Consider the following 24,939-nt stretch of genomic DNA (forward strand, 5'->3'; position numbering starts at 1 on the left):
CCTGTCATCATTCGGTCATGTGCTTGCCGTATTTTTGTCACAAATTATTGCTAAATTCGATTTTATAGACTTTTCTGCAATGAAATTGTCATAATTAATCTTTGTAATAAGCCTGTCATAACTACAAAACGGTTCACCGTTAAAATCTACAAGGTATTACGCTGTGAAAGATGACTATATTTTAATTGTCGATGATGAGCTTCCTATTCGTGAAATGATCCATACTTCTTTGGATATGGCAGGCTTTCAATGTTTACAGGCTGAAGATGCCAAACAGGCCCATCAAATTATCGTCGACCAACGTCCAGCACTTATCTTGCTTGATTGGATGTTACCTGGAGGCGTAAGTGGTGTGGATTTATGCCGCCGCTTAAAACGCGATGAAAACCTAGCAGAAATTCCAGTCATTATGCTGACTGCGCGCGGTGAGGAAGACCACAAAGTACAAGGTCTAGATGCCGGTGCAGACGATTATATGACTAAGCCATTTTCAACACGTGAACTGGTTTCTCGTATTAAAGCTGTTTTACGCCGTGCAAATGCGCTAAGCGGTGAAAAAACCATTGATGCCAATGGTTTAATTCTTGATCCTGTAAGCCAACGCGTGAGCTTTGGTAACAGCATTTTAGATATGGGGCCAACAGAATATCGCTTGCTTGCATTTTTTATGACCCATCCAGAACGTGCATATACACGTGCCCAGTTGCTCGATCAGGTGTGGGGCGGTAATGTATACATCGAAGACCGTACCATCGATGTACATATCCGTCGTTTGCGTAAAGTGTTAGAACCTTTTGGTGTTGACCGATTTGTTCAAACCGTACGTGGTACAGGTTATCGTTTCTCTACACGTGCAGATTTAGCCGCAGGTTAACCAAAATTTATGTATGAACCTTACCCCGTCCCTGAACAGGTACGTGAACAAAAGCTTTCCCGTTACAGTAGTTTGTGGACGTTTGCTAAACAAGATTTACGACTTTTATTATTTTTCCTGATTATTGCAGGTTTAGTCGGTTTAGGGGTTGGGTATTTCTGGAGCTGTATTTTTATCGCTTTCGTGGTGTTTTTTGCGCTCCAGTTACGTTCTTTATATTTGGTGAATGACTGGATTGCCAACAATCCTTACGATGTTCCTCCCAACCTAAGTGGTATTTGGGGGGCATTATTATTTAATGTGTATCGTGCTCAGCGTCAGGAACGAATTGTTCAGGCCGAAATGGTTGGGCTAATTGACCGTGCCCAATCTTCTTTAGTTGCCCTAGCTGAGGCAGTTGTTTTAATTGATGATCAACATCAAATCGAATGGTGGAACCCAGCCGCAGAGCGTTTACTGGGAATTAGTCCACTTGACCGTGGTCGCAACTTATTAACTATTTTGCGTCAGCCTACTTTTATTGAATATTTTAACAATATTGATCAAGCGCCCGATGGGATTAAACTCCATTCTAATCTTGATGATGACCGTTATGTACAGGTTAAGCTCACACGGTTCGGTGGAGAAAGTCGCTTACTTGTAGCTTACGACGTAACGCGTATGCACAACCTTGAGCAAATGCGTAAAGACTTCGTCGATAATATTTCGCATGAGCTTCGCACCCCCTTAACTGTACTGAGCGGCTATATCGAAACATTTACCGACCAAGAAGATATCAGCCCACGCTGGAAACGTGCATTTGACCAAATGCAATCACAAACAAAACGTATGAATGCGTTAGTGAATGATTTATTGCTGTTATCAAATTTAGAAAACAACAAAAAAATTGCAAAAAATCAGATTATTGAAATGCCGAGCTTAATGAATCAACTGTTTGATGATGCTCAGGCCTACAATGCCGATTATGGCCACACACTCAATTTGCATATTGATAGCCACTGTGACCTGATTGGTTCCGACATGGAAATTGCCAGCGCATTTAGTAATTTAATTACCAATGCCATTAAATACACACCCAAAGGTGGAACCATTACCATTGGCTGGCATGATGACGGTGAACATGCTTACTTTAGCGTACAAGATACCGGTATCGGGATTAACCCGAAACATTTACCGCGTCTGACCGAACGCTTTTATCGCGTAGATAGTGACCGTAGTCGCCAAACAGGTGGAACGGGTTTAGGCCTTGCGATTGTAAAACATGTACTGATGCAGCACGGTGCTTATTTAGATGTGCAATCTAAAGAAAATGAAGGGTCAACCTTTACCGCAGTTTTTCCAAAAGAAAGACTATATAACATGACCTAAAGTTGCCTTCTCACATATAAAAAGCCGACTCTTGAAAAGTCGGCTTTTTTGTCACATTTCAAACTATTTATTTAAAATTAAAGCAATAAGATTTAGTCTGATTTTTCTCTATAACATTTAAAAAGTTGGTGGCAAAAGTACTACTCTGACGCAGTGCATCGCGATGATCTCCCCCATCAATTGTTTGATAAATAGTTGGCTTTTTTGATTTGCATAGCTGTTGGTAATAAGCATATGTCCCTCTCGGGTCAACCAAATGATCTTTAGAACCTTGTACGATCATTAATGGTACGGTAGGCACCATATTTTCAATGGACTGTTGCTTCAGATAAGTCAAAAGAGGTCTTAAATCTGCATTAGCTTTAAATATACTAGAAGGAGATTTCTTCAAGTCAGATTGAAGTTCAGATAAACAGCGGCTACGTGCTTGCGTTAGCACAGTGTTCATTTCGGGACTAACTAAATTTTCAGGGACAATACTTGGTTCTGCTGCTTGCGCTCCCAATAACACAATCGGGAAGAAAGCTGCCACGCTAGGTTCTGGGTTTGGATTAGTTTTTACATACTCTGCAATGCCTTCATATTGATAGCCACCTGGCGCAAGCGCAATCGCTCCTTTTAAATCTAGTTCAGGTGCATCTTTTTGCCCATAAGCCGCCACGGCAATAGCAGCAGCTCCGCCTTGGCTATGGCCCATCACTAGCCATTGTTTATTAAAATCTTTTGGCTTAACTGCATGTAACGCTCGTACGGCATCTACCACCGTGTGCAGTTGGCTCTTGGCATTCATATAAGGATGTGCACCTAGCGTACCTAATCCCTGATAATCGGGTGCAACGACCGCATAGCCGCGTGCAAGCCAAGAATCTAAAGCTTTGGAAGCAACTTCTTGATAAGAATGAACAGGGCCACCTACATAGTCACCAGAAGGTGCACAGGTGTCAGCAACTCCGGTCGTGCCATGCGCCCAAGCCAGTATAGGCCAGCCATTTTTTGGAGGCGTTCCTTTTGGTAATAAAATAAATGCTGAGGCAACGATAGGTTCACCATTCACACCTCGACTACGATAATTGACCAGCAAACGTTGATCTGCATGAGGAAATAAACTCGTCACATCTTGTTGTTCGATGGACAGTATAGAACCCGGTTTTTCACTCACTATTTGCTTACTCAAATTTGTCATTGGAGTAGCCATAGCAGAACCGGATGCCAAACAAATACTGCTCAATAAAAATTTTAATAAAGAATTACTTTTTCTAATCAAGGGATTACTCCTCTACTTTCTAATCATCATTTCAAATTGAACTTATAAAGAATATGCCCCTATTGCATATAACGAACCCAACAAGAGGCAAATGAAAGAACTCACATACCAAAATAGATCACTATTTCCACTAAATCTAGCCTTTAACCATGGAAATGCCAAACCACGCAAAATAAATGGAATGGCAACTAGAGAAATAATCATTTTTTCAAATGGTAAATTCATAAAACGAGTTGCTGCGCAAAAAGCATAAAAAGAAAAAATACAAAGAATAAAACCTACAGCTATAGCCATAAAATTTGGGTACCAATGCCCTTTTTCGACCATCTGAACAATACTTTTCCCAGCCCCCAAAAACCGAAAACCATTTGCTCCCCAAAACACACAAATAAAATGAAGTAACGCGGCCACAAAAGTCAAAACCGAAGCAAAATATAGGCTAATGATAGGAGTTGGGGACATTTTATTCTCTTAGTAAGTATTTATAATGAGTTGAAAATTTATTTACTGATAAACATTATATTTAAAAATATAGTTAATTATAAAAATGTGTATAAAAAAAGAGAGCAGATGCTCTCTTTTTTATATTATTTATGAGTTAAATCGTGTGGCCCATACGTTCGCCCATCACAACAACTGACTCGGCTTTAAAACGTTTTTCCCACTCGATTTTATCTTTTTCAAATAAAATAATAGCAGTAGAACCCAAATAAAAACGACCAAGCTCCGCACCTTTCTCTAGCTTCAACTGATGATGTTGTAATTCGATACGACCCGATGGTTTTACTTTACCTGTTGCTACAGTTTCAATACCTGCAACAATCATAGCGCCGACCAAAACAACGGCCATACGACCAAGCTCAGTATCAAACAAGCAAACCATACGCTCATTACGGGCAAATAAACCCGGTACATTTTCAGCAGTCACCTGATTTACTGAAAATAACTCACCCGGTACATATAAAGTTTCAGTTAATGTGCCTGAAAATGGCATATGAACACGGTGATAATCGCGTGGAGACAAATAAACCGTTGCAAACTCACCTTCTTGGAAAGGTTGAGCAAGTTGTGGGTCACCAATTAATTTTTCTACAGAGAAACTTTGGCCTTTTGCCTGAAAAACTTCGCCAGCAGTAATTTTACCAATTTGTGAAATTGCGCCATCTGCTGGTGAAACAATACTATCTGGGTTTTCATCAACCAGTCGTACGCCATCTTTCAATGCACGAGTAAAGAAATCATTAAAAGATTTATATTTAAGTGCATTGCCTTGTTCAGCAATCGACAAGTCAATACCGTATTTGGTTTTAAATGCATGAATAACCGCAGCTTTTAATACCGGATTTTCACTTGCAGCAACTTTACCCACCACACGGCTTAACTGATGCTGAGGAACAAGATTTTGTGCCTTAATAAATAATTCTTTTTTTAAGCGAGATGTAAAACTCAAGACGGCGATTCTCCAGTAATGATAGGACTATCGAGGCGATTGCCCCATTCACTCCACGCACCATCATAGGCTTTTGCTTCCCAACCCAAAAGTCTAGCCAAAATATAGGCCAAACCAGAACGGTGATGTGACTGGCAGTATACGACTACAGGTTGTTTTAAATCGAACCCAAGTTGTTCAAGACGCTGCCGCGTGCGTTCAAGCGGATGCAATTTTAGATGATTTTGTCGATTAAGTGCAGTACTCCATTCAAAATGGAGTGCATTTGGGATGTGACCACCGCGTCGCGCTGCTAAACGAACACCGCTGTACTCATCAATCGTTCTGCAATCCCACAATTGAATGCTTTCTTGTTCAACCTGTTTACGTAATTCTTCATAGTTCACTCGGAACTGTGCAGCATGTGATAAATCAATCTGGATTAAATCATCAACTCGAGGCAGTTCTTCAACCTCAGCTGTAGTCGGTAAACCTGCCCCAAGCCATGCATGAATACCGCCATTAATTAAACTCGTACGTGTAAATCCTAAGCAATGCAAATTCCAGATTAAACGTCCTGCCCATGCTCCACCTTCATCATCGTAGACCACCACATGGTGATTTGGTGAAATATTTAATTTTTCAATGAGGGCTTGTAAACCTGCTTCATCTGGCAAAATACCAGTGGCTTCTTCATGCTGAACGACCAACCATTTAGGCTGTAAATGAATTGCATGTGGAATATGGAGCTGCTCATAAACTGATGCACGGCTCAAATCTACAATACGGATATATTCATTGCCTAAATAAGGCACTAACTCTTCTGCTTCTATTAATAAATCGAGTTTAAAATCAGGGAGTGTCATCGTCATGGTTACTTTTTATACCAGCTTAATTTCATCTTAGCATAAGCTTATATCTATCAAACTCTGATTTTCTGCTACCGTTTAGCAGAAAATCAGATATAAACATTCACAAGCGTTAAGTAGCTGCCAAACTGTCAGACTACATTGTGATTAAACAGCTTCATCAAGTTCTTCAATTTGGAAAACCTGACGTAAATAAGCCAAGAACGTATCGTTATCAGTCATGGTTTTGCCAGGGCTATCCGAAATTTTGGCAACCGACTGACCATTACACTCAACCAGTTTCAATACAATATTGAGCGGTGTTTGGCCCATGTCATTGGTCAAATTCGTACCAATACCGAAACTCACCTGAAAACGGTCTTTGAAATATTGATGTAGCTCCCAAGCCTTTGGCAAATTAAGGCCATCACTAAAAGTCAACATTTTGGTTTTGGTGTCAATTTTTAATTTACGGTAGTGCGCATAAGCCTTATCACCCCATTCATATGGGTCACCACTGTCATGACGTAAGCCATCAAATAGTTTGGCAAAATACAGGTCAAAATCACGTAAGAAAGCGTCCATACCAACAACGTCGGTCAAAGCGATTCCCAAGTCTCCACGATATTCTTGAACCCATGTTTCTAAAGCAGCTTTTTGAAAATCACGTAAACGGACATCAAGCGCCTGAAACGCCTGCAAGAATTCATGTGCCATGGTTCCAATTGGCGTGATATTTAATTCTTTAGCCAGCAAAACATTACTTGTTCCACGGAATACATTTGGCACAGTTTTATGAAATGCAGCAACTACATGTTTTTGCCATTCAAAACTATAGCGACGGCGTGTACCAAAATCAGAAACTAAAAATGGAGGGTCATTCGGCTGTTGAGATTTTTCGTACTGCTGAATCAATTCAAGCTTTGCTTGTAAACGTCGTTCGCCTTCCGCCCAAACTTCGTCTGTTTTAATGCGGCTAAAATATAATTCATTTACAATCGCTAAAACAAAAATCTCAAACATCATGGCCTGAACCATTGGCCCTTCAATCCGAATATCTAGTCGACCTTCATTATCAATACTGGCCTGAATAAAACGTCGTTTAAGTTGGAATAATTCTAAATAATCGACAAAGTCGCTTTTAATAAAGCGTAATTTTCTTAAATATTGTAATTCGTCTTCTTTATATTTGAGATTACATAAATGGTCGAGTTGCTCGTTTAAGCCATCCAAAATATCCACTAATGGATAAACAGTATCTTCTAAATTTCTGCAACGAAAATGGTAGACACTATGTGTTTGCGGGAATTTATGCAAAACCACTTGTAGCATCGTAAATTTGTACAAGTCTGTATCAAGTAAAGAATGGATAATTGGAGACATAGTCAATGATTATTCGCTTGCTTCTTAGCATTAAAGCATATTTTTATAGATGAATTATGAGCTTTTATACCATTGTTGCAACTCCATGAAATTTCCTTTTAAAAATCATTTAAATTAATTTCTGCTAAACTGCATCAATTCAAATAATTGCAGAAACTCTCTCTAACAATGCGCGCTTTAATACAACGAGTTCTTGAAGCTAAAGTGGTGGTAGACGGTGAAACGACCGGTGAAATCCAGAATGGCTTATTGGTTTTTTTAGGAATTGGCCGAGACGATACTTTAGCCATAGGTCAAAAGCTTATCGATAAGATTTTGAAATATCGTATTTTTGATGATGAGCAAGGCAAAATGGGCTGGAATGTATCTCAAGCAAATGGCGGAGTCCTGCTTGTCTCTCAGTTCACGCTCATGGCACAAACCCAAAAAGGCTTACGTCCAGACTTTGGTCCAGCCATGCCACCGAGCGACGCAAAAGCACTCTATGAACAGTTGGTTGAATATACCCGTTCACAGTTTGAAAATGTTCAAACAGGTATTTTTGCTGCTGATATGAAAGTACACCTCATTAATGATGGACCAGTTACTTTCAATTTAGAAGTTGAAGCATAGATATAAAAAAACTCCCGATCGGGAGTTTTTTTTTTAAGTCCTAACGACCAGTCTTTTCTTTAATAAAGGCACGCGCCTGACGTACTTTATCTTTTACTGGTTTAGGTAATTTTGGTGGAATCAATTTAGCTGCCTGGTTAAACCAAACAAGTAGGCTGAAATCGCCTTCCATTTTGATACTACCCTCTTGCATACCCGTCATGAATGCAGTTGGGTCGCCTTTGAGTAAGGTTTTTACACCTTGTTTACTATCTGCAAACTGCAAAATAAAGTCAGCTTTTTCAGGTGAGCCAGCGACTGTATCGATATGGCCATGATTAATAATAATTTGGCGAGCCACACCTAAATCAGTACCAATTTGAATGCGGAATGCGCGGTCATGCACTAGCTCAATAAACTTAGGACTTGTACGTGCCAACTGTTTCATACGCAGTGCCAAACCTGCTACCAATAAATCTAACGGGTCTGTACTGACATCAACAAGTGGTAACTTGACTACAGGTATAGAAGAAAGTTTCATGAACATTCACGCCTATTGTATTTTTATGAAAACCTTGGGGCAAAACTCAGCAAGGGCTCCCCATTGCCTGTTTTGTGCATCGACTGATGATATTCTAATTGGCAACGCAATCTATATATGAAACGTCAACAGACCAGCCTATCGTAGCATAACTGGCTATTTTTTAATAAATGCTTTGTATAATAAAAATCATGTTTTCGTAAATAAAAAAGGCATGCTGTGCATACCTTTTTACCGTTAGATAACAATTTAATTATCGGCTAGAACATTGCTGCTGATCATCTTCATATACTGGCGTATGTTCTATATATTGGCGATTTGCCAAAGCCTTCTGTGCCTGTTTATCCTCACGTAATAAAATAAATGTGACCATTACCATCGCTAGACTTAGTGCAGTTAAATAACTATATGTGACTGGCATTTCAAAAGTGACTTGAACTCCAAAACGGACCACTTCCAATAGCCCCCAAAAAAACATCCCTGCAAGCATAAAACCAAGCCAACGACGGTAAGGAGAAAAGAACACAGCAACAAGCGCGACAGCAATTAAGCTGAGTCCGGCGATAGCGGCAAAATTCGCTGTTACCATAGAAACCTCCGTCTTAATGAAAACGTCTAAAAACATTCGGTCTGAACACCAGACCTCATTCCAAAAACAACTTTAATTCATGATTTGTGTTGAAGCTTAGAAAGCATTATGGATGTTTTTTTTTAGAAAAAAAGACCTGTTATTTGTCGAAGCGACATACTTTGTCGCAACATTCTTTTGTCATTACATTTTTGCAAATTTAAAAAAGTTCTACTTCCTATATGGCGTCAATTCTGGCGTGTCATTACAAAAAACTATGCTGTTTTTTTTGCCTCAAAATAAGTTTTTTTCAGTTTTTTTTATTGCCTTTTTTCTGTGCATCATTTTGTCATAACTTGCTTGTTTTTATGACTATTCTGCATAAAAAAAGCGCTACTCTTGAGCAGCGCTTAATGATTGTTCAGTATTATTTAGGCACGGCTTAAATCTTTGTCATGCATACCGAGTAAATACAAGACACCATCTAACCCAACGCTTGAAATCGCCTGATTGGCATTTTGACGAACAAGCGGTTTAGCACGATATGCCACGCCAAGACCCGCAATCGCAAGCATCGGTAAATCATTTGCGCCATCGCCGACAGCCATTGCCTGTTCTAGTGAAATACCAAGTTTGTTGGCAAGCTCACGCAGCAACTCTGCTTTACGCGCACCATCAACAATTACACCTTTTACTTCACCTGTTACAACGCCATCTTGTACATCTAAAACGTTGGCATGAACTTCATCAATACCTAATTTAGCTTGTAAATATTCAGCAAAATACTGGAAACCACCAGATAAAATTGCCGTTTTATATCCAAGTGCTTTTAAAGTCGAAATAAGGCGTTCCGCACCTTCAGTAATGGTCAAACGCTCAGCGATTTTAGGTAAAACAGATGCATCAAGACCCTTTAATAATGCAACACGTGCACGGAAACTTTGTTGGAAGTCCAACTCACCTTGCATTGCTCTTTCAGTAATTTCAGCAACTTGCGCGCCTACCCCTGCTTCAAGCGCCAATTCATCAATCACTTCTTGTTCAATTAAAGTTGAATCCATATCGAAACACACTAAACGGCGATTACGTCGATAAGCGTTGTCTTCTTGAACAGCAACATCAATATTTAATTCGCTTGAAAGAAGTAAACAAGCAGCACGCATCGCTTGTGCATCTAAAGTTGGACCACTGCTTAAACCAAACTGTACGCAAGCACGACGAGGCAAGGTACTGTCTTTTTCAAGGTCTACACGGCCCGATAAACGGGTGACAGTTTCAATGTTAAAGCCTTGTGTAGACACAATTTGTGTAACTGCTTGTAAATGTGCAGCAGTCAGTTCAGGCGCTAAAGCAGTGACGATATAACGGGTTCGTCCACCTTCGCTTACCCATTGATCGTATTCTGTGCCCGAGATTGGTTTAAAGCGCACTGTTAAGCCAATATCATGTGCTAAAATCAAAATCTCTTTCATTGCCAACGCTGTCGCAGTTTCATTTTCAGAGGCGACCACGATGCCCAATGTCAGTTGATTATGAATAACGGCCTGACCTACATCCAGTATTTGCAATGAATGTACGGATAGTACTTGCATTAATCGGGTAAACTGGTTTGGTTGGTCCGGTCCTAAAAAGGATATAAGAATGATTTCTCGCATGAATTGACTCTAGTCTGAGTGACAACTATTGTAAGAATCATAATCGAATTTCAATATAATTGCCTTGGAAGTTTAACTTGATTGCGCCTAGACAAGGGCTATTTGCTAGCCTACTGATCATTAGTTTTGCATTGCATACCTTTTTATTGGTGATTGCAACGACACACCAGCTCAATGAAAACCGTGCGAGTCAAGGTCAGCTCATGACCAGTCAACTCGTAGCAGACAGCTTATCTGAGCTTGAGCCTGCCAATACGGTATCTTTGGCGCTTATTGCCAATCGCTATGCGACCAATCCAAGTGTGGCATCTATCCGTATTCTTGATGCCAATAAACAAGTTTTGGCAACAAGCGGCATGTCAAAAACTCGCGAAGGTGAAATTTTTGTTCGTGATGCTCTTCAAAACGAGAAGAAAGTCGGTTCTATTGAAATTACGCTTATTCAACCAAGTATTGGGGAAATTCTTCGTACCCAATGGCTTGCGATTTTAGCTTCACTGTTCCTACATATTTTATTATGGCTTGCTTACCGTGCTATCGCTCGTCCAACCCGTAGCGAATACTTGGCCCGTATTAACGAAGAAAATCGTTTAAAACATGAGATTCAAGAGTTAACTCAAGCACTCGCACTAGAAAAGCAAAATACAGTGACCTTGGTCGCACAAGCTCAGCAGCAAGCTAAAGCTAAACCACTGGTTCGTACACAACCAGAAAAAAGCGCTGAGTCTCCAGATCAAGATACCTTGGCACTTAATATTCAGTTTTATGACCCTAAACAGTTGTTAAGTAGCGTTAACCAGTCTGTTTCTGTTCCTTACTTTAAACTTTGTCAGCTCTTTTTAAATAAAAGTATTGAGCTATGCACGAAGCATTATCATTTAAAGTCTACAGATATTGAGGTAGTAGATGAGTTCCATGCCGAAGGCGCAACACTCGCAATCTCAACTTCACATGCACACGCTGTAGAGTGCCTACTTATGGTAGGTACAGTGTTCCAATTACTGTCAGACGTTTTATATAAGCGTTACCGTGAAGATAAACGCTTTGCACTGCAAACCCGTAGTGCCGTGTGTCATGCTGTAGAAGCAATGCAAATTGATGCTAAAGAAGCTGCTCAGCGTTTAGCACAACATCTTCATGCGAAAGAGTCTGCACTTTATCTTGATAATGATCAGCTTAAAGCGATTCAAGACAGCTATCAGCTTGTTGCTATGCCAAACCCAAGTAATGTCATGACTCGCCATGCATTTATGATTAACGGCATGAATGCTGAATGTGCAGAGCTTGCGCAAAATATTCGAACTGAAATTTTGATGGGCAAAAAATCAATTCCACAAAATGATAGCCCAAGTAGTGCAGCTTCTTAAAAGTCATTGTGCGCATTTAAACCTAGCCAAAAGGCTAGGTTTTTTTTATTTAAATTCATGGTATTTAGTTTAAATAATTTTATTCTCTTATGATTTATTCAGATAAATAAATCCAGATCTATTATGTCTCGTTATAAATTTGGATAAATCAGAATCATAGGCAAAATTCTATAAACAGCGTAAACTATGCGAAATTTATTCAATAGAAATTGTCTTACGACAAAAAAAGGTGAAAGCGAATGCCGCTGAGTCGTGTTGAAGATCTTGTCGCCGATATTCGTGCAGGCAAAATGGTTATTTTGATGGATGACGAAGATCGCGAAAATGAAGGTGATCTTGTCATGGCAGCAACGCATGTTCGTCCTGAAGATATTAACTTCATGATTACACATGCACGTGGTCTAGTTTGCCTAACGTTAAGCCGTGAGCGCTGTAAACAGTTAAATCTTCCTTTGATGGTTGATCAAAATGGCGCTCAGCATAGTACAAACTTTACGTTATCGATCGAAGCAGCTGAAGGTATTACAACGGGTATTTCAGCAGCAGAGCGTGCACATACAATTCAAACGGCTGTTGCAGCGCATGCAAAACCAAGCGATATCGTACAACCGGGCCACATTTTCCCACTCATGGCTCAGCCAGGTGGTGTATTACACCGCGCAGGTCATACCGAAGCAGGCTGTGATTTAACACGTCTAGCGGGCTTTGAACCTGCATCTGTCATTTGTGAAATCATCAATGAAGATGGCACAATGGCACGCCGTGCAGATTTAGAAATTTTTGCCGAGAAGCATGGCCTAAAAATTGGTACAATTGCCGACTTAATTCACTACCGTATGACGAATGAGCAAACTGTAGAACGTCTGGATCAAAAAACGATTCAAACAGAATACGGATCATTTGAGCTCTATCGCTATCGCGAGATCGGTAACCCGGACATTCATTTGGCTTTAGTTAAAGGCGAGCCAAAAGAAGGTGTTACAACGGTACGTGTACACGGTTTCAGCCCAATTCGTGATTTGCTTAAGCTGAATAAGGCTGACGGCGAACCTGCTTGGAATCTTGACCGTGCACTACAGACAATCGCAGCAAGTGACCGCGGCGTTTTAGTCTGGATCGGACAAGATCATTTGCAAGACTTGGGACCAGCGTTGGATGATTTAAACAAGCCAAAACCGGTGAAATCCAATGCAGCACTTTCACATCAATATCAAACGATTGGTGTAGGTGCTCAAATTTTGCGTGATTTAGGTGTTGAAAAAATGAAGCTTCTGAGCTCACCATTACGTTTCAATGCCTTATCTGGCTTTAATTTAGAAGTAGTGGAATATGTCACTGCTGATCAAATCACAACGAAATAATCGAGGTTGCTATGGCAATTCGCCGTATTGAAGGTTTATTACATCTCGCAAGCGAAGGTCGTTATGCGATTTTAGTGGGTCGTTTCAACAGCTTTGTTGTTGAACACTTATTGGAAGGCGCGATCGACACATTAAAACGTCACGGCGTAAATGAAGATAACATTACTGTTATTCACGCTCCTGGCGCTTGGGAACTCCCGATCGTTGCTAAAAAATTAGCTACATCAAACCAGTTTGACGCCATCATTGCTCTTGGTGCAGTGATTCGCGGTAGCACACCTCACTTTGACTTTGTTGCTGGTGAATGTGCAAAAGGTTTAGGTGTAGTTGCGTTAGAAAGCAGCTTGCCTGTTATCAATGGTGTATTAACTACTGACAGCATCGAGCAAGCAATCGAACGCTCAGGTACAAAAGCAGGAAACAAAGGTAGCGAAGCTGCTTTAACTGCAATTGAAATGGTTAATTTATTAAAGGCAATTTAAAGCATGTCTCAAACACTGCAAGCCGCTTATGCAGCAAAACGTAAAGCACGTCGTTTTGCTGTACAAGGTATTTATGAATGGCAAATGAGTCACAACCCTGTACACGAAATTGAAGCACGTACCCGTGCTGAAAATGCAATGCACAAGGTCGACTTAAGCTATTATCACGAACTACTTACTCAAGTCATCGCTCAGCACGAAGACCTTGATGCGTTACTTATTCCGGTACTTGACCGTGAAATTGACGCACTTGATGGTGTAGAGCTTGCGACTTTACGTTTAGGTGCTTACGAGTTACGTGATCATTTAGAAATTCCATATCGTGTGGTACTTGATGAAGCAATCGAACTCGCTAAACATTTTGGCGGAGCAGACAGTCATAAATACATCAATGGTGTATTAGACCGCCTAAGTTCGACACTGCGTAGCGCAGAAAAACAACAAGCAAACTAATAGGCTTGGTGTTCTATGGCTGAGTTTTCAATTATTGACCAGTACTTTAATCGGCAGTCAAACTCCGATGTCGCGCTTGGTATTGGTGATGACTCAGCCTTAATTACTCCTCCTCCAAATCAACAACTGGTGATCTGTGCAGATACACTTGTTGCTGGACGTCATTTCCCTCTTGAAACCTCACCTCATGCGATTGGCTGGAAAAGTGTTGCTGTAAATCTTTCAGATATTGCTGCAATGGGTGCCAAACCGCACAGTATCTTACTAGCAATCAGCTTGCCTCAAGTTGACCATGAATGGCTTAAAGGGTTTAGTCAGGGAATCTATGACTGTTGTAATCAATTTGGTGTTGCCTTAATTGGTGGAGATACCACTCAAGGCCCACATCTCACCATTACCGTTACCGCAATGGGCTGGATTGAAACCGGAAAAGCCGTGTTACGTTCAGGCGCAAAAGTTGGTGATTATGTTTGTGTGAGCGGTCAGGTGGGCGATGCAGCCTACGGTTTACAGCACTTGGGCCATCCTCTACAGCAAAGACTCGACTATCCGACACCACGCTGTCAGCTTGGACAAGAGCTAAAAGGCCTTGCCTCTAGCATGATTGATGTGTCAGATGGCTTAGCGCAAGATTTAGGACATATTTTAAAAGCATCCAAGGTTGGAGCCCGACTCGTCTTGGAAGAATTACCTGTTGACCCTGTATTGCAACAACTAAAAGAACAACAACGTTGGCAGTATGCACTTGCAGGTGGTGATGACTACGAATTATGTTTTACAATAACACCGCAAAATTATGGAAAACTTTTGCAAAAACAACTGGACGTTAAGATTACAATGATCGGACAGATCGTTGAGCAAACAAAACTAACTTTTGAGCATTTGGGTTCAGATTACCCATTGCAAATTCATGGATACCAACACTTTGCATAAACCGCCGATTCATTTTAAGAACATGTCTTGGTTCAACCGCTGCATCGTTTTCTGTGGGGTTGGTTTTGGATCTGGTCTCGCTCCTAAAGCACCCGGTACTTTTGGTTCTGCTTTTGCCTTACTTTTCATTCCTATCTGGTTATCTCTCGGATTTACCTTAAGTTTAATCGCTATTCTCATCATGTCCTTGGTGGGAATTTATATTTGTGGTCAAACGGCAAAAGTCCTTGATGTTCATGATGATGGGCGAATTGTTTGGGATGAATTTGCAGGACAATCAATTACTCTTCTGCCTTTAATATTTTTTAATATAATGTCGTTACAATGGGCACTAATTGGTTTTTGCTTATTCCGCCTGTTTGATGTTTGGAAACCTTGGCCAATCCGTGTTGCCGACCAGAAAGTTGCTGGCGGTTTCGGAATTATGCTGGATGACATCATTGCAGGGCTTTGGGCGGCACTCTGTATCATCATATTTATTACTTTCTGGGGCGTAACGCCATTTAAGTAGGTTTACTCATGTCAACTACCGTCATTATCCTAGCTGCAGGCAAAGGAACGCGAATGCGTTCACAACTACCTAAAGTATTGCAACCTTTAGCTGGTCGCCCACTCCTAGGACATGTTATTAAGACAGCAAAACAACTATTAGCAAAAAATATCATTACCATTTATGGACATGGCGGCGATCACGTAAAACAGACGTTTGCACAAGAAAACATTCAATGGGTTGAACAAGCAGAACAATTAGGTACAGGTCATGCTGTACAAATGACTTTACCAGTACTTCCTAAAGACGGTATTTCATTAATTTTATACGGTGATGTTCCTTTAGTCCGTCAAACAACGCTAGAGCAACTTGTTGAAGTATCAAGTAAAACCGGTATTGGGATGATTACTTTACATGTCGATAACCCAACAGGTTATGGCCGTATTGTTCGCCAAGACGGAAAAATTCAAGCGATTGTTGAACATAAAGATGCAACTGATGCTCAGCGCCAAATTCAAGAAATCAACACAGGTATTTACTGTGTAAGCAATGCAAAACTTCATGAATGGTTACCTAAGCTTTCTAATGAAAACGCGCAAGGCGAATACTATTTAACTGACATCGTTGCGATGGCAGTTGCAGATGGCTTAGAAATTGCCTCTATTCAACCAGAACTTGCTTTTGAAGTTGAAGGGGTTAATGACCGCTTACAACTTGCGGCACTTGAGCGCGATTTTCAGCAACAGCAAGCAAAAGAACTTATGCAACAAGGCGTAACTTTTGCCGACCCTGCTCGTTTCGATTTACGTGGTTCTGTGAAAGTTGGACACGATGTCCGTATTGACGTAAATGTCATTATTGAAGGTGACTGTGAACTCGGTGACTTTGTAGAAATCGGTGCTGGTTGTATTTTGAAAAATACAAAAATTGCAGCGGGAACCAAAGTTCAGCCTTATAGTGTTTTTGATGGTGCAATTGTTGGTGAAAACACCCAAATTGGCCCATTTGCACGCTTACGCCCAGGCGCTAAATTGGCAAACGAAGTACACATTGGTAACTTCGTTGAAGTCAAAAACACAACCATTGGTCTTGGCAGTAAAGCCAATCATTTCACTTACTTAGGTGATGCCGAGATCGGTGCCGATTCAAATATTGGGGCAGGTACAATTACCTGCAATTATGATGGTGCAAATAAACACAAAACCACTATTGGCGATGCAGTCTTTATCGGTTCTAATAGCTCGCTGGTTGCGCCTGTGACTATTGGAAATGGAGCAACAGTCGGTGCGGGTTCTGTGATTACGAAAGATGTGGCTGAACAAAGTCTCTCCTTTGAACGTGCTCAACAAATTTCTAAGGCAAATTATCAACGTCCCCAAAAGCGTGAAAAATAAGAGGATTGAATTATGTGTGGTATCGTCGGAGGCGTTGCAGAGCGTTGTGTAACCGAAATTTTAATTGAAGGTTTAAAACGTCTTGAATATCGCGGTTATGATTCAGCAGGCGTTGCTGTACTGAATAATGAAGAAGTTTTACGTGAGCGTCGTGTAGGTAAGGTGATTAATCTTGCCGATGCAGTTGCTGATCAGCAGCTCACTGGGGTAGTTGGTATTGCTCATACACGTTGGGCAACACATGGTAAACCAACTGAAAATAATGCTCACCCGCACATGTCGGGTAAAGTGGCAGTCGTTCACAACGGTATTATCGAAAACTATCAAGAGCTTAAAGATGACCTTCAAGCTTTAGGATATGTATTTACCTCTCAAACAGATACAGAAGTTGTCGCTCACTTAGTTGCAGAAGCACTAAAAAGCACTGACAGCTTACTTGAAGCAGTACAATCTGTTGTTCCTCAGCTTAAAGGTGCATATGCACTGGGTATTATTCATAGCGATTACCCAGATGAGTTAATCACTGTACGCGAAGGTTCACCACTGGTGATTGGTGTAGGTATTGGTGAGAACTTTATTAGTTCAGACCAACTTGCGCTTTTACCTGTGACTAACCGTTTTATGTATTTAGAAGAAGGTGATATTGCTCGCCTGACTCGTACTTCAATTGAAGTATTTGCAAACGGTGAACTTGTTGAACGTCCAGTGAAAGAGCTTGACGCAACGGTAAGCAATGCTTCAAAAGGTGAATACAAGCACTACATGCTCAAAGAGATTTATGAGCAACCAGAAGCAATTAAACAAACAATTTCTCAAGCACTGGATGGCAACAGCTTACGCGAAGACTTCTTGCAAAATGCTGAAGCAGACTTTAGCAAAGTTCAAAGCGTACAGATTATTGCATGTGGTACAAGCTATCACTCAGGCATGATCGCGAAATATTGGTTTGAACAACTGATTGGCGTGCCTTGCCAAGTTGAAATCGCAAGTGAATTCCGCTATCGCACACCTGTGATTGTTGAAAATACACTCTATATCTGTATTTCTCAATCAGGTGAAACAGCCGATACTTTAGCTGCATTACGTGAAACTCAAAAACGTGCCAAAGCAAACAATATCGATATTCAAACTTTGACTATCTGTAACGTTGCGACGTCTTCAATGGTACGTGAAACTGATCACCACTTATTGACCCTTGCTGGGCCCGAAATTGGTGTTGCATCAACTAAAGCGTTCACGACTCAGCTTGCTGCACTTATGCTACTCGTCTTAAAAATTGGACAAGTAAAACAGCGTATTAGCAATGTCATGGTTGAAGAGATTGCTCGTGAATTGTGGCACAGCCCGAAAGTAATTCTTGATACGCTTAAGAATGATGCTGAAATTTTACGTTTATCAGAATTGTTTGTTGAAAAACAACACTGTTTATTCTTAGGCCGTGGCACACACTATCCAATCGCTTTGGAAGGTGCGTTAAAGCTTAAAGAAATTTCATATATTCACGCAGAAGGTTATGCGGCTGGTGAGTTAAAACATGGGCCATTGGCACTTGTTGATACTGAAATGCCAATCGTGATTCTTGCGCCAAATGACGAAATGCTTGATAAGCTTAAGTCGAATATGGAAGAAGTTCAGGCGCGTGGCGGTGAATTATTCGTATTCGCTGATGAAAATAGCGGCGTAGTTGAAAAAGATCGTCAACACGTTGTACAAATTCCGGCAGTAAACGAATGGCTCGCTCCAATCATTTATAGCGTACCAGTTCAGTTGTTGTCTTATCACGTTGCTGTATTACGTGGTACAGACGTTGACCAGCCACGTAACTTGGCGAAATCAGTAACTGTAGAGTAATTCAAAAAAGATCATTATTAAGGCATCACTTGCTTTAATAACTGATTGATTAAGCCCGATATGTAACGCATATCGGGCTTTTTTATTGCGTTCATACCAAAACATAACGGACACTCCCCTAGGCCCCTATGTCACAACGGACTTTTTACTTTTGCGCTGATTTAAAGCTTGAGACATCATTGCGACACAGAGATAAAGGAGCTAAGCGAACTTAGCCCATTTCAGTTTTGTTGCAGTGTTGAATGCTGCTAAACAAGTTAGGGGCAAAGTCCTGTGGGAGAACAGGACTTTGCAAACTGGTGTGTTTTAAACGTTGCATGGTTTGAGGTGAATACACCTGTGCAAGCTGTTGGCAAACACAATTACAACTGGCTTGCATGTGTTCACCTGATAAACAAATTCTTTTAAATTCCTGCTGAGCATTGGCATCATCATTGGTAATACTGTAAGCACCGACCACAAGGTTTAAAATCAATATAAATTTATGAAATTTCATATTATTCTCATGAATATTTATATCCTTAACGGCTTTGTTGCACAAAGCTATTCTTGAAGGCTTCTTCAGTAATATAATTTCCAGATGAAGAAGCCTACACCTAAAATCTATCGTACAACCAATTGGTCCTCGTATAACCAAGCTTTAATCAAGCGAGGAAATATTTCAATCTGGTTTGATCCTAAGACGCAATGGTATGCACAACCACAAGGCAAGCAAGGACGAAATCAAACTTATTCCGATACAGCGATTCAATGCTGTTTAATGATCAAATCTCTATTCCGTCTTTCTTTACGTATGGTTACTGGCTTTGTTCAAAGCCTGATTAAACTCTGTGGCTTGAATTGGACAGTACCAGATTACTCCACCCTTTGTAGACGACAAAAGCATATTGATATTGCGATAAGCTATCAGAAAAGTCATGATGGGTTACACCTACTTGTCGACTCTACGGGTTTAAAGTTTTTAGGTGAAGGCGAATGGAAGCGTAAAAAACATCAGCCTGAATACCGTCGGCAATGGCGTAAACTGCATATTGGTATAGATGCTGAAACACTGCAAATACGTGCCGTTCAGCTTACTACAAATAATGTCAGTGATTCACAAGTACTAGGTGATTTACTGGATCAAATTCCACTAGATGAGCGAATAGATTCTGTCTATACCGATGGCGCGTACGACACGAAGTGCTGCAGAAAAGTGATTTCAGATCGTCAAGCACATGCAGTAATTCCACCCAGAAAGAATGCCAAGCCCTGGAAAGATTCTAAAATAAGTTCAATAGAACGAAATGAGTTACTTCAAACGGTTAAACATTTAGGCAGAACCCTATGGAAAAAATGGTCGGGTTATCACCGTCGTAGTTTGGTGGAAACCAAGATGCATTGCATCAAATTATTAGGTGATAGGCTGACGGCAAGACATTTTCAAAGTCAGGTCAATGAAATTCATGCGCGTGTGGCAGTTCTGAATAGATTTACGGAATTAGGTAGACCTCGCACCCAAGTTGTGTCTTAAATTTGAATGGATTGGGGAGAACTCAGCTTTTGAATGTTTATGCAACAAAGCCAAGAAAAAGTAACGTCCGCAACTTCCAACGGGTCTGAACTGGTCCAAATAATATGGTTCCCTTCATTTGGACTTTCAGAACTTAAATGATATTGATTGAGCTGCCGAATTAATTGCGCTGTTACAGCTTCGGAAGGCTCAATAATTTGAATATCACGCCCTACAATTTCCTGAATCGTGTCTGAGACAAATGGATAGTGCGTGCATCCTAAAATAATCGTATCGACTTTTTGCTCGACCAACGGTGCCAAAATATTTTTTAAATAATCCTTAACCTCCGCGGTATGGGCTTTGCCCGTTTCAATTTTTTCAGCCAAACCAATACACGGCACCAAAGACACTTTAATATCTTGCGCATACGTTTCAATTAAACTTTTTAAGTTTTTGCCCTTCACCGTGGTTGCCGTTGCCAAAACAGCAATATGCTTGCTCATGGTCATGGCCACAGCAGGTTTTACCGCTGGTTCTATCGCAATAAGTGGCACATTAATTTGCGCTCTAATGGTTTCAACCGCTACAGCTGTCATAGTATTACAAGCAATCACGATCGCTTTGCATTTACCTTGAGCAACTAGGTTTGAAATTAAATGCGTGGTTCGTGAAACAATCCAGTCGCTTTCTCTGTCTCCATAAGGGACATATTTCGAGTCGGCGAAATAGATAATGTCTTCATTCGGAAGAGCCTGCCGAATATGCTTAAAGAGAGACAACCCACCTAAACCAGAGTCAATCATTCCAATCGGGTTGTTATTGTTATTCATGGTTTGTCCTGCATTTCATATATTTAGAAAAATTCTTTCATGGTTGCCAAGTCTGTTAGCACAACTTTGGGTTGAATGGTTTTTAATTTTTCGGCCGATGTATAACCCCAACCTACCGCAGCAAAATCAATGCCTGCTTTATGTGCAGCTTCGCCATCGGTGGTTTGGTCGCCGACATAAATGGCATGGTTTTTACTTACATCCAAAATGTTGAGAACACGCGTTATCCGCTTCGCTTTGCCAAATATAGACGAGCCGCCATCAATATGACTAAAAAGCTCACAGAGTTCTTTACCCAGTACATTTTGACAGTTTTCTTTAGAGTTTGAAGTAATAATTGCGAGCGTATATCCACGCTTATGCAGTTCAATTAAGTGGTCCCGCATACCTTCAAACAAATGAATTTCTTCATCTCTTTCTTTCATTAACTGAATAAAATCTTTCGCAATCCAAGGCAGTTTCCACCGAGAGACATTCATCTCTTTCATAATTTCTCTAGGCGTAAGTTGTTTGTAGTACTCGACTTCGTGAAGGCTTACCGATTTGAACTTATACTTTGCGGAAAGTTGATTTAAAACGCTTAGAAAAAAATGAAAGGAGTCAGCTAAAGTGCCATCTAAATCAAAAATAATCGCTTGATATTGTTTTAGGTTTTTTTCCATTTCTAGTTTCGAAAATATATTTTTTATTATTATATTATGTTTTCTATTGGTTTTTAAATCAGGCCCAACGAGGACCTGACCTAAATTTCAAATTTTATTTTAAGCTGCCGCTTTTTGTTCCTTTATCCAATTTTTAATACGGGCATCAAGTATATTTAAAGGCAGTGTTCCTGCATTTAAAACCATGTCATGGAAGGCTTTGATATCAAAACGATCTCCAAGCTCCTGTTTGGCGAGCTCTCGTAGCTCTAAAATTTTGAGTTGGCCCATCTTGTAAGCTAATGCTTGGGCAGGAATAGCAATATAGCGGTCTGCCTCTGCCTGAATATCTGGTTCATCTAAAGCAGAATGTTCTCGCATAAAATCAATCATTTGCTGACGCGTCCATTTTTTATAATGTACGCCAGTGTCAACCACTAGACGACAGGCACGGAACAACTCACTCGATAGTCTTCCATAGTCTGAAAGTGGGTCTTTATAGAAACCAACATCTTTACCCAATTGCTCTGCGTAAAGTGCCCATCCTTCTATATAGGCAGTATGGTTAGGCTGCTTTCGGAACATCGGCAAATTTGGCAGGTTTTGGGCAATATCAATCTGCATATGGTGGCCGGGAATTGCCTCATGGTAAGCAGTCGCTTCCATTGATATTTTAGAACGTTCAGAGAAGTCCCCCGTATTTACATACACTTGTCCGGGACGTGAACCATCAGGTGTTCCTTGGTGATACTCCGCTCCTGCCGCTTCTTTTTCTCGATATTGCTCTACAGGTAAAACTTCGACTTTATTTTTAGGTAATAAACCAAACAGCTTCGGCAACTCCGGTTGCATTTGGGCAATATACCCGCGATAAATCTCTAAAATTTCTTCACGAGATTTTGGGAAAACAGCAGGATTTGTTTTTAAAGATTGTTGGAAACTTTTTAAGTCATTGAAACCTTGTGCTTTGGCAATTTTCAGCATTTCCGCTTCTATACGCGCAACTTCTTTTAACCCGAGCTGATGAATAGTTTCAGGGCTTTCCGAGGTGGTTGTATTGTTTTCTACATAAAAACGATAGAGCTCGTCACCGTTTGGCAAGCTCCATATACCCTCATGTTGTCGTCCATGGGGTAAGTAATCTTTCTGAATAAATGCCCCAAGTTTTTGATAAGCGGGTCGAACATTCTGATCTATGGCCTGTAGGATTTCACGGCTTAAACGCTCTTGTTCTGCTTTAGAAATATTATTTGGAAATTGCTTTAATGGAGAAGCAAATACACTGTCTTTCCCTGCTGGAGCTGCAATGCTATTAATTTGCTTTGCCACCTTTTCAATTAAATATTTCGGTGGCATCAACCCGTCTTTTTGCCCTTGTTTCGCTAACTGAATACCGTGATCAAGAATAAGAGGAATTTGTTTTAAACGAGCAATATAGTCTTGATATTGCTTAGTATTATTAAATGGAATCGAACTAATAAATCCCGGAAATTGTAAATGCAGCCCCCACATTTGATTGAAAGGCATCTCATACAATTTCAAATCATAACTTTTAAGTGTCTCTTTTAACTGATAAATCATTAAATCTTTATTTAATTGATCAGTTGCTGAAAAACCTGTGCTATCGATTGCTTCAAAACGTTTTAAAAAATTTTGAGTAGTTTTTTTATCTTTCTCAATCTGATTTTTTGAAGACTCGGTCCATCGATCGTTGTAGCGTAAATCGCCTAAAGTCGTTGCAGTTTCAGGGTTATTTTTCAAAGTATATTCCCATTGTTCTTGTAAAAGCTGATTTAAAGCTTTCACCCGAACAGAGACATTAGTGTTTTGCTTAGATTGTGATTTTTCGATGGTATTTGTATTTATTTCGGGGGTTGTAGCATTAGACGAATGAGACATCCAAAATAAAACACTGATACAAGCAAAATGTAAGGTTCTGTTTTTCATTTAATTATCCAAACATATTTAACGAAGTTTAAAATATAGACAAAACAAATTACGTGCCAAGCAGCCTATAAAATAGTGTAAAAATCGAGTATTTTTTTAACTCAATGATTTTATAAATTAATTTTCTTTTTAATTAAATTATTTATAGTTGCTATCTATATTCCCTATTTGACTTTAATTTACCAGAAAGTCAAAAAAAGCGCACATGAGCGATCTCAGTGCACTTTTTCATTTCTACATTAAAAACTTTTTCTTAAGAAAATAAATATTGATAAACAATATACGCAGCCAGTTTTGCTGTTCGATTGTCCAAATCAAATTTTGGATTGCACTCGGCAATATCTAGAAGTTTGATTTTGCCAGTCTCTTGAATATGCTTAAAAATTACTTCAAAAGTAGCTAAATCAATTCCTTTTACGGCTGGCGCACTGACCCCCGGTGCAACCGCAGCCGCGAAGACATCTAAATCAATCGTAACGTACAAGCAGTCTACTTTTTCAATAAAAGCGTCAACCGCCGCGAGCACGTTTGGTAGGTTAAAAATATTAACCTCATGATCGCGTAAATATGAACAATTTAACGCATCGGCTGTATCAAACAAAACTTTAGTATTGGCATGGTTAGCAACCCCAATACATAAATAATTAAATTGTTTTTGATGCTGTTCTGAAAGACGAGCTGCCTGTAAAAAAGGTGTTCCAGAGGTGGCATGCTCTGCTTCACGCAAATCAAAATGGGCATCAAAATTAATAATGCCTATTTTTTTATCTGGCGCGTGGGCTTGTACATATTGGAACAGACCACTAAAGCTACCAAATGCAACTTCATGTCCACCGCCCAACACAATCGGCTTTAAACCATTTTGTAGGCTGTTTGCGACTTGTTCAGCTAACTCGCTTTGTGCTTGCTCTAAATTCTCATATTCGCAAGTCACTGTACCCAAATCGACCAGGCTCACTGGGCGATGAATCGGTAAGTTAGCCAGTTGTGTACGAATCGCATCTGGCGCATCGGCAGCACCAACTCGGCCTTTGTTACGTTTCACGCCTTCATCAGAGCTAAAACCAATCAGGGCAAATTCGGCATGTTGATTTTTGTTCACAATATGGTGAATACGTTGATGTGCCTCACCATCGCCATCATGACGGCCTTGCCATTTAAATGTGTGATTCAT

General features: G+C 40.3%; 24 protein-coding genes and 1 pseudogene. 12 read left to right on the forward strand and 13 right to left on the reverse strand.

The features are described from left to right. Positions 1 to 163: 163 nt before the first annotated feature. Together phoB and phoR are read left to right on the forward strand one after the other, a co-directional pair. Positions 164 to 874, forward strand: coding sequence for a phosphate regulon transcriptional regulator PhoB (gene phoB, locus CSB87_RS08970; protein WP_000650776.1), 711 nt, complete (start codon positions 164 to 166; stop codon positions 872 to 874). A gap of 9 nt (positions 875 to 883) precedes the next feature. After that, on the forward strand, positions 884 to 2,242 hold the full coding sequence (gene phoR, locus CSB87_RS08975) for a phosphate regulon sensor histidine kinase PhoR (protein ID WP_002053999.1): 1,359 nt from the start codon (positions 884 to 886) through the stop codon (positions 2,240 to 2,242). 67 nt (positions 2,243 to 2,309) lie between these two features. Here the strand turns inward: phoR and CSB87_RS08980 are convergent, their stop codons facing one another. The 5 genes from CSB87_RS08980 to pncB all read right to left on the reverse strand — a co-directional run bounded on the left by CSB87_RS08980 (position 2,310) and on the right by pncB (position 7,166). Further along, the gene (locus tag CSB87_RS08980) at positions 2,310 to 3,506 is read right to left on the reverse strand and encodes an alpha/beta fold hydrolase (protein WP_004884960.1); all 1,197 of its coding nucleotides are present in this window, start codon (positions 3,504 to 3,506) and stop codon (positions 2,310 to 2,312) included. Between the two features lie 42 nt (positions 3,507 to 3,548). Continuing rightward, positions 3,549 to 3,968 (reverse strand): hypothetical protein, encoded by a 420-nt coding sequence (locus CSB87_RS08985; protein ID WP_004884961.1) that lies wholly within the window; start codon positions 3,966 to 3,968, stop codon positions 3,549 to 3,551. A gap of 136 nt (positions 3,969 to 4,104) precedes the next feature. Beyond that, complete coding sequence (gene asd / locus CSB87_RS08990; RefSeq protein WP_004884964.1) at positions 4,105 to 4,956, reverse strand: archaetidylserine decarboxylase; 852 nt, start codon at positions 4,954 to 4,956, stop codon at positions 4,105 to 4,107. Then, the gene (locus CSB87_RS08995; protein ID WP_023188055.1) at positions 4,953 to 5,801 is read right to left on the reverse strand and encodes a sulfurtransferase; all 849 of its coding nucleotides are present in this window, start codon (positions 5,799 to 5,801) and stop codon (positions 4,953 to 4,955) included. Before CSB87_RS08995 ends, asd begins: the two co-directional genes overlap by 4 nt. A gap of 150 nt (positions 5,802 to 5,951) precedes the next feature. Then, positions 5,952 to 7,166 carry a nicotinate phosphoribosyltransferase gene (gene pncB, locus CSB87_RS09000; RefSeq protein ID WP_004884968.1) on the reverse strand — a complete coding sequence of 405 codons (1,215 nt, stop codon included), beginning with the start codon at positions 7,164 to 7,166 and terminating at the stop codon, positions 5,952 to 5,954. Between the two features lie 168 nt (positions 7,167 to 7,334). Here pncB and dtd point away from each other — a divergent pair, with 168 nt between their 5' ends. Further along, entirely contained in the window at positions 7,335 to 7,778 is a 444-nt protein-coding gene (dtd, locus tag CSB87_RS09005) for a D-aminoacyl-tRNA deacylase (RefSeq protein ID WP_001202028.1), read from the forward strand. A gap of 40 nt (positions 7,779 to 7,818) precedes the next feature. Here dtd and CSB87_RS09010 read toward each other — a convergent pair whose 3' ends face one another. From CSB87_RS09010 to serB, 3 genes are all read right to left on the reverse strand, one after another. Then, positions 7,819 to 8,298 (reverse strand): hypothetical protein, encoded by a 480-nt coding sequence (locus CSB87_RS09010; RefSeq protein ID WP_023188054.1) that lies wholly within the window; start codon positions 8,296 to 8,298, stop codon positions 7,819 to 7,821. A gap of 253 nt (positions 8,299 to 8,551) precedes the next feature. Then, positions 8,552 to 8,887, reverse strand: coding sequence for a ciprofloxacin tolerance protein AciT (gene aciT, locus CSB87_RS09015; protein WP_002054010.1), 336 nt, complete (start codon positions 8,885 to 8,887; stop codon positions 8,552 to 8,554). A gap of 410 nt (positions 8,888 to 9,297) precedes the next feature. Next, positions 9,298 to 10,521: a phosphoserine phosphatase SerB gene (gene serB, locus CSB87_RS09025; RefSeq protein WP_004711408.1), complete on the reverse strand. Its 1,224-nt coding sequence runs from the start codon at positions 10,519 to 10,521 to the stop codon at positions 9,298 to 9,300. A gap of 59 nt (positions 10,522 to 10,580) precedes the next feature. Between serB and CSB87_RS09030 the strand changes: the two genes are divergently transcribed. The 8 genes from CSB87_RS09030 to glmS all read left to right on the forward strand — a co-directional run bounded on the left by CSB87_RS09030 (position 10,581) and on the right by glmS (position 18,852). Continuing rightward, the gene (locus CSB87_RS09030; RefSeq protein WP_079377159.1) at positions 10,581 to 11,888 is read left to right on the forward strand and encodes a hypothetical protein; all 1,308 of its coding nucleotides are present in this window, start codon (positions 10,581 to 10,583) and stop codon (positions 11,886 to 11,888) included. Positions 11,889 to 12,127: 239 nt separating this feature from the next. Beyond that, positions 12,128 to 13,249 (forward strand): bifunctional 3,4-dihydroxy-2-butanone-4-phosphate synthase/GTP cyclohydrolase II, encoded by a 1,122-nt coding sequence (ribBA, locus tag CSB87_RS09035; protein WP_002053756.1) that lies wholly within the window; start codon positions 12,128 to 12,130, stop codon positions 13,247 to 13,249. Between the two features lie 11 nt (positions 13,250 to 13,260). After that, complete coding sequence (gene ribE, locus CSB87_RS09040; protein WP_001007829.1) at positions 13,261 to 13,731, forward strand: 6,7-dimethyl-8-ribityllumazine synthase; 471 nt, start codon at positions 13,261 to 13,263, stop codon at positions 13,729 to 13,731. 3 nt (positions 13,732 to 13,734) lie between these two features. Then, the gene (gene nusB, locus CSB87_RS09045) at positions 13,735 to 14,184 is read left to right on the forward strand and encodes a transcription antitermination factor NusB (protein ID WP_002053850.1); all 450 of its coding nucleotides are present in this window, start codon (positions 13,735 to 13,737) and stop codon (positions 14,182 to 14,184) included. Between the two features lie 15 nt (positions 14,185 to 14,199). Continuing rightward, positions 14,200 to 15,117 carry a thiamine-phosphate kinase gene (thiL, locus tag CSB87_RS09050; protein WP_004884974.1) on the forward strand — a complete coding sequence of 306 codons (918 nt, stop codon included), beginning with the start codon at positions 14,200 to 14,202 and terminating at the stop codon, positions 15,115 to 15,117. Beyond that, the gene (locus CSB87_RS09055) at positions 15,095 to 15,628 is read left to right on the forward strand and encodes a phosphatidylglycerophosphatase A (RefSeq protein WP_004711405.1); all 534 of its coding nucleotides are present in this window, start codon (positions 15,095 to 15,097) and stop codon (positions 15,626 to 15,628) included. The genes thiL and CSB87_RS09055 overlap by 23 nt, the downstream gene beginning before the upstream one ends. 8 nt (positions 15,629 to 15,636) lie before the next feature. Beyond that, positions 15,637 to 17,001 carry a bifunctional UDP-N-acetylglucosamine diphosphorylase/glucosamine-1-phosphate N-acetyltransferase GlmU gene (gene glmU / locus CSB87_RS09060; protein WP_004884978.1) on the forward strand — a complete coding sequence of 455 codons (1,365 nt, stop codon included), beginning with the start codon at positions 15,637 to 15,639 and terminating at the stop codon, positions 16,999 to 17,001. 12 nt (positions 17,002 to 17,013) lie between these two features. Then, entirely contained in the window at positions 17,014 to 18,852 is a 1,839-nt protein-coding gene (glmS, locus tag CSB87_RS09065; protein WP_004884981.1) for a glutamine--fructose-6-phosphate transaminase (isomerizing), read from the forward strand. Positions 18,853 to 19,053: 201 nt separating this feature from the next. Here glmS and CSB87_RS09070 read toward each other — a convergent pair. After that, positions 19,054 to 19,348, reverse strand: a pseudogene (locus tag CSB87_RS09070) (hypothetical protein). An 84-nt stretch (positions 19,349 to 19,432) separates the two neighbouring features. On the opposite strand from CSB87_RS09070, the gene CSB87_RS09075 reads away from it, so the two are divergent. Next, entirely contained in the window at positions 19,433 to 20,365 is a 933-nt protein-coding gene (locus CSB87_RS09075) for an IS5-like element ISAha3 family transposase (RefSeq protein WP_106105066.1), read from the forward strand. Here CSB87_RS09075 and murI read toward each other — a convergent pair. The 4 genes from murI to hutG form a co-directional block, all read right to left on the reverse strand. After that, positions 20,362 to 21,177, reverse strand: a complete 816-nt coding sequence (gene murI, locus CSB87_RS09080; RefSeq protein ID WP_023188050.1) for a glutamate racemase — start codon at positions 21,175 to 21,177, stop codon at positions 20,362 to 20,364. The genes CSB87_RS09075 and murI overlap by 4 nt on opposite strands. A 23-nt stretch (positions 21,178 to 21,200) precedes the next feature. Further along, positions 21,201 to 21,839, reverse strand: coding sequence for an HAD family hydrolase (locus tag CSB87_RS09085; protein ID WP_004711385.1), 639 nt, complete (start codon positions 21,837 to 21,839; stop codon positions 21,201 to 21,203). Between the two features lie 99 nt (positions 21,840 to 21,938). Further along, complete coding sequence (locus CSB87_RS09090) at positions 21,939 to 23,765, reverse strand: DUF885 domain-containing protein (protein WP_004884990.1); 1,827 nt, start codon at positions 23,763 to 23,765, stop codon at positions 21,939 to 21,941. 253 nt (positions 23,766 to 24,018) lie between these two features. Then, entirely contained in the window at positions 24,019 to 24,939 is a 921-nt protein-coding gene (gene hutG / locus CSB87_RS09095) for a formimidoylglutamase (protein WP_023188051.1), read from the reverse strand.

It is taken from the genome of Acinetobacter sp. AR_0276, from assembly GCF_003000705.1.
GTDB classification, from domain to species: domain Bacteria; phylum Pseudomonadota; class Gammaproteobacteria; order Pseudomonadales; family Moraxellaceae; genus Acinetobacter; species Acinetobacter nosocomialis.

What these genes read in the sequence shown, in the direction of transcription:
- CSB87_RS09075 (WP_106105066.1), top strand. Translation starts at nt 19,433, where the DNA reads ATGAAGAAGCCTACACCTAAAATCTATCGTACAACCAATTGGTCCTCG.
- glmS (WP_004884981.1), top strand. Translation starts at nt 17,014, where the DNA reads ATGTGTGGTATCGTCGGAGGCGTTGCAGAGCGTTGTGTAACCGAAATT.
- aciT (WP_002054010.1), bottom strand. Translation starts at nt 8,887, where the DNA reads ATGGTAACAGCGAATTTTGCCGCTATCGCCGGACTCAGCTTAATTGCT.
- nusB (WP_002053850.1), top strand. Translation starts at nt 13,735, where the DNA reads ATGTCTCAAACACTGCAAGCCGCTTATGCAGCAAAACGTAAAGCACGT.
- CSB87_RS09055 (WP_004711405.1), top strand. Translation starts at nt 15,095, where the DNA reads ATGGATACCAACACTTTGCATAAACCGCCGATTCATTTTAAGAACATG.
- hutG (WP_023188051.1), bottom strand. Translation starts at nt 24,939, where the DNA reads ATGAATCACACATTTAAATGGCAAGGCCGTCATGATGGCGATGGTGAG.
- phoR (WP_002053999.1), top strand. Translation starts at nt 884, where the DNA reads ATGTATGAACCTTACCCCGTCCCTGAACAGGTACGTGAACAAAAGCTT.
- pncB (WP_004884968.1), bottom strand. Translation starts at nt 7,166, where the DNA reads ATGTCTCCAATTATCCATTCTTTACTTGATACAGACTTGTACAAATTT.
- CSB87_RS08985 (WP_004884961.1), bottom strand. Translation starts at nt 3,968, where the DNA reads ATGTCCCCAACTCCTATCATTAGCCTATATTTTGCTTCGGTTTTGACT.
- CSB87_RS09085 (WP_004711385.1), bottom strand. Translation starts at nt 21,839, where the DNA reads ATGGAAAAAAACCTAAAACAATATCAAGCGATTATTTTTGATTTAGAT.
- CSB87_RS08995 (WP_023188055.1), bottom strand. Translation starts at nt 5,801, where the DNA reads ATGACACTCCCTGATTTTAAACTCGATTTATTAATAGAAGCAGAAGAG.
- glmU (WP_004884978.1), top strand. Translation starts at nt 15,637, where the DNA reads ATGTCAACTACCGTCATTATCCTAGCTGCAGGCAAAGGAACGCGAATG.
- dtd (WP_001202028.1), top strand. Translation starts at nt 7,335, where the DNA reads ATGCGCGCTTTAATACAACGAGTTCTTGAAGCTAAAGTGGTGGTAGAC.
- ribBA (WP_002053756.1), top strand. Translation starts at nt 12,128, where the DNA reads ATGCCGCTGAGTCGTGTTGAAGATCTTGTCGCCGATATTCGTGCAGGC.
- serB (WP_004711408.1), bottom strand. Translation starts at nt 10,521, where the DNA reads ATGCGAGAAATCATTCTTATATCCTTTTTAGGACCGGACCAACCAAAC.
- CSB87_RS09010 (WP_023188054.1), bottom strand. Translation starts at nt 8,298, where the DNA reads ATGAAACTTTCTTCTATACCTGTAGTCAAGTTACCACTTGTTGATGTC.
- thiL (WP_004884974.1), top strand. Translation starts at nt 14,200, where the DNA reads ATGGCTGAGTTTTCAATTATTGACCAGTACTTTAATCGGCAGTCAAAC.
- CSB87_RS09090 (WP_004884990.1), bottom strand. Translation starts at nt 23,765, where the DNA reads ATGAAAAACAGAACCTTACATTTTGCTTGTATCAGTGTTTTATTTTGG.
- ribE (WP_001007829.1), top strand. Translation starts at nt 13,261, where the DNA reads ATGGCAATTCGCCGTATTGAAGGTTTATTACATCTCGCAAGCGAAGGT.
- murI (WP_023188050.1), bottom strand. Translation starts at nt 21,177, where the DNA reads ATGAATAACAATAACAACCCGATTGGAATGATTGACTCTGGTTTAGGT.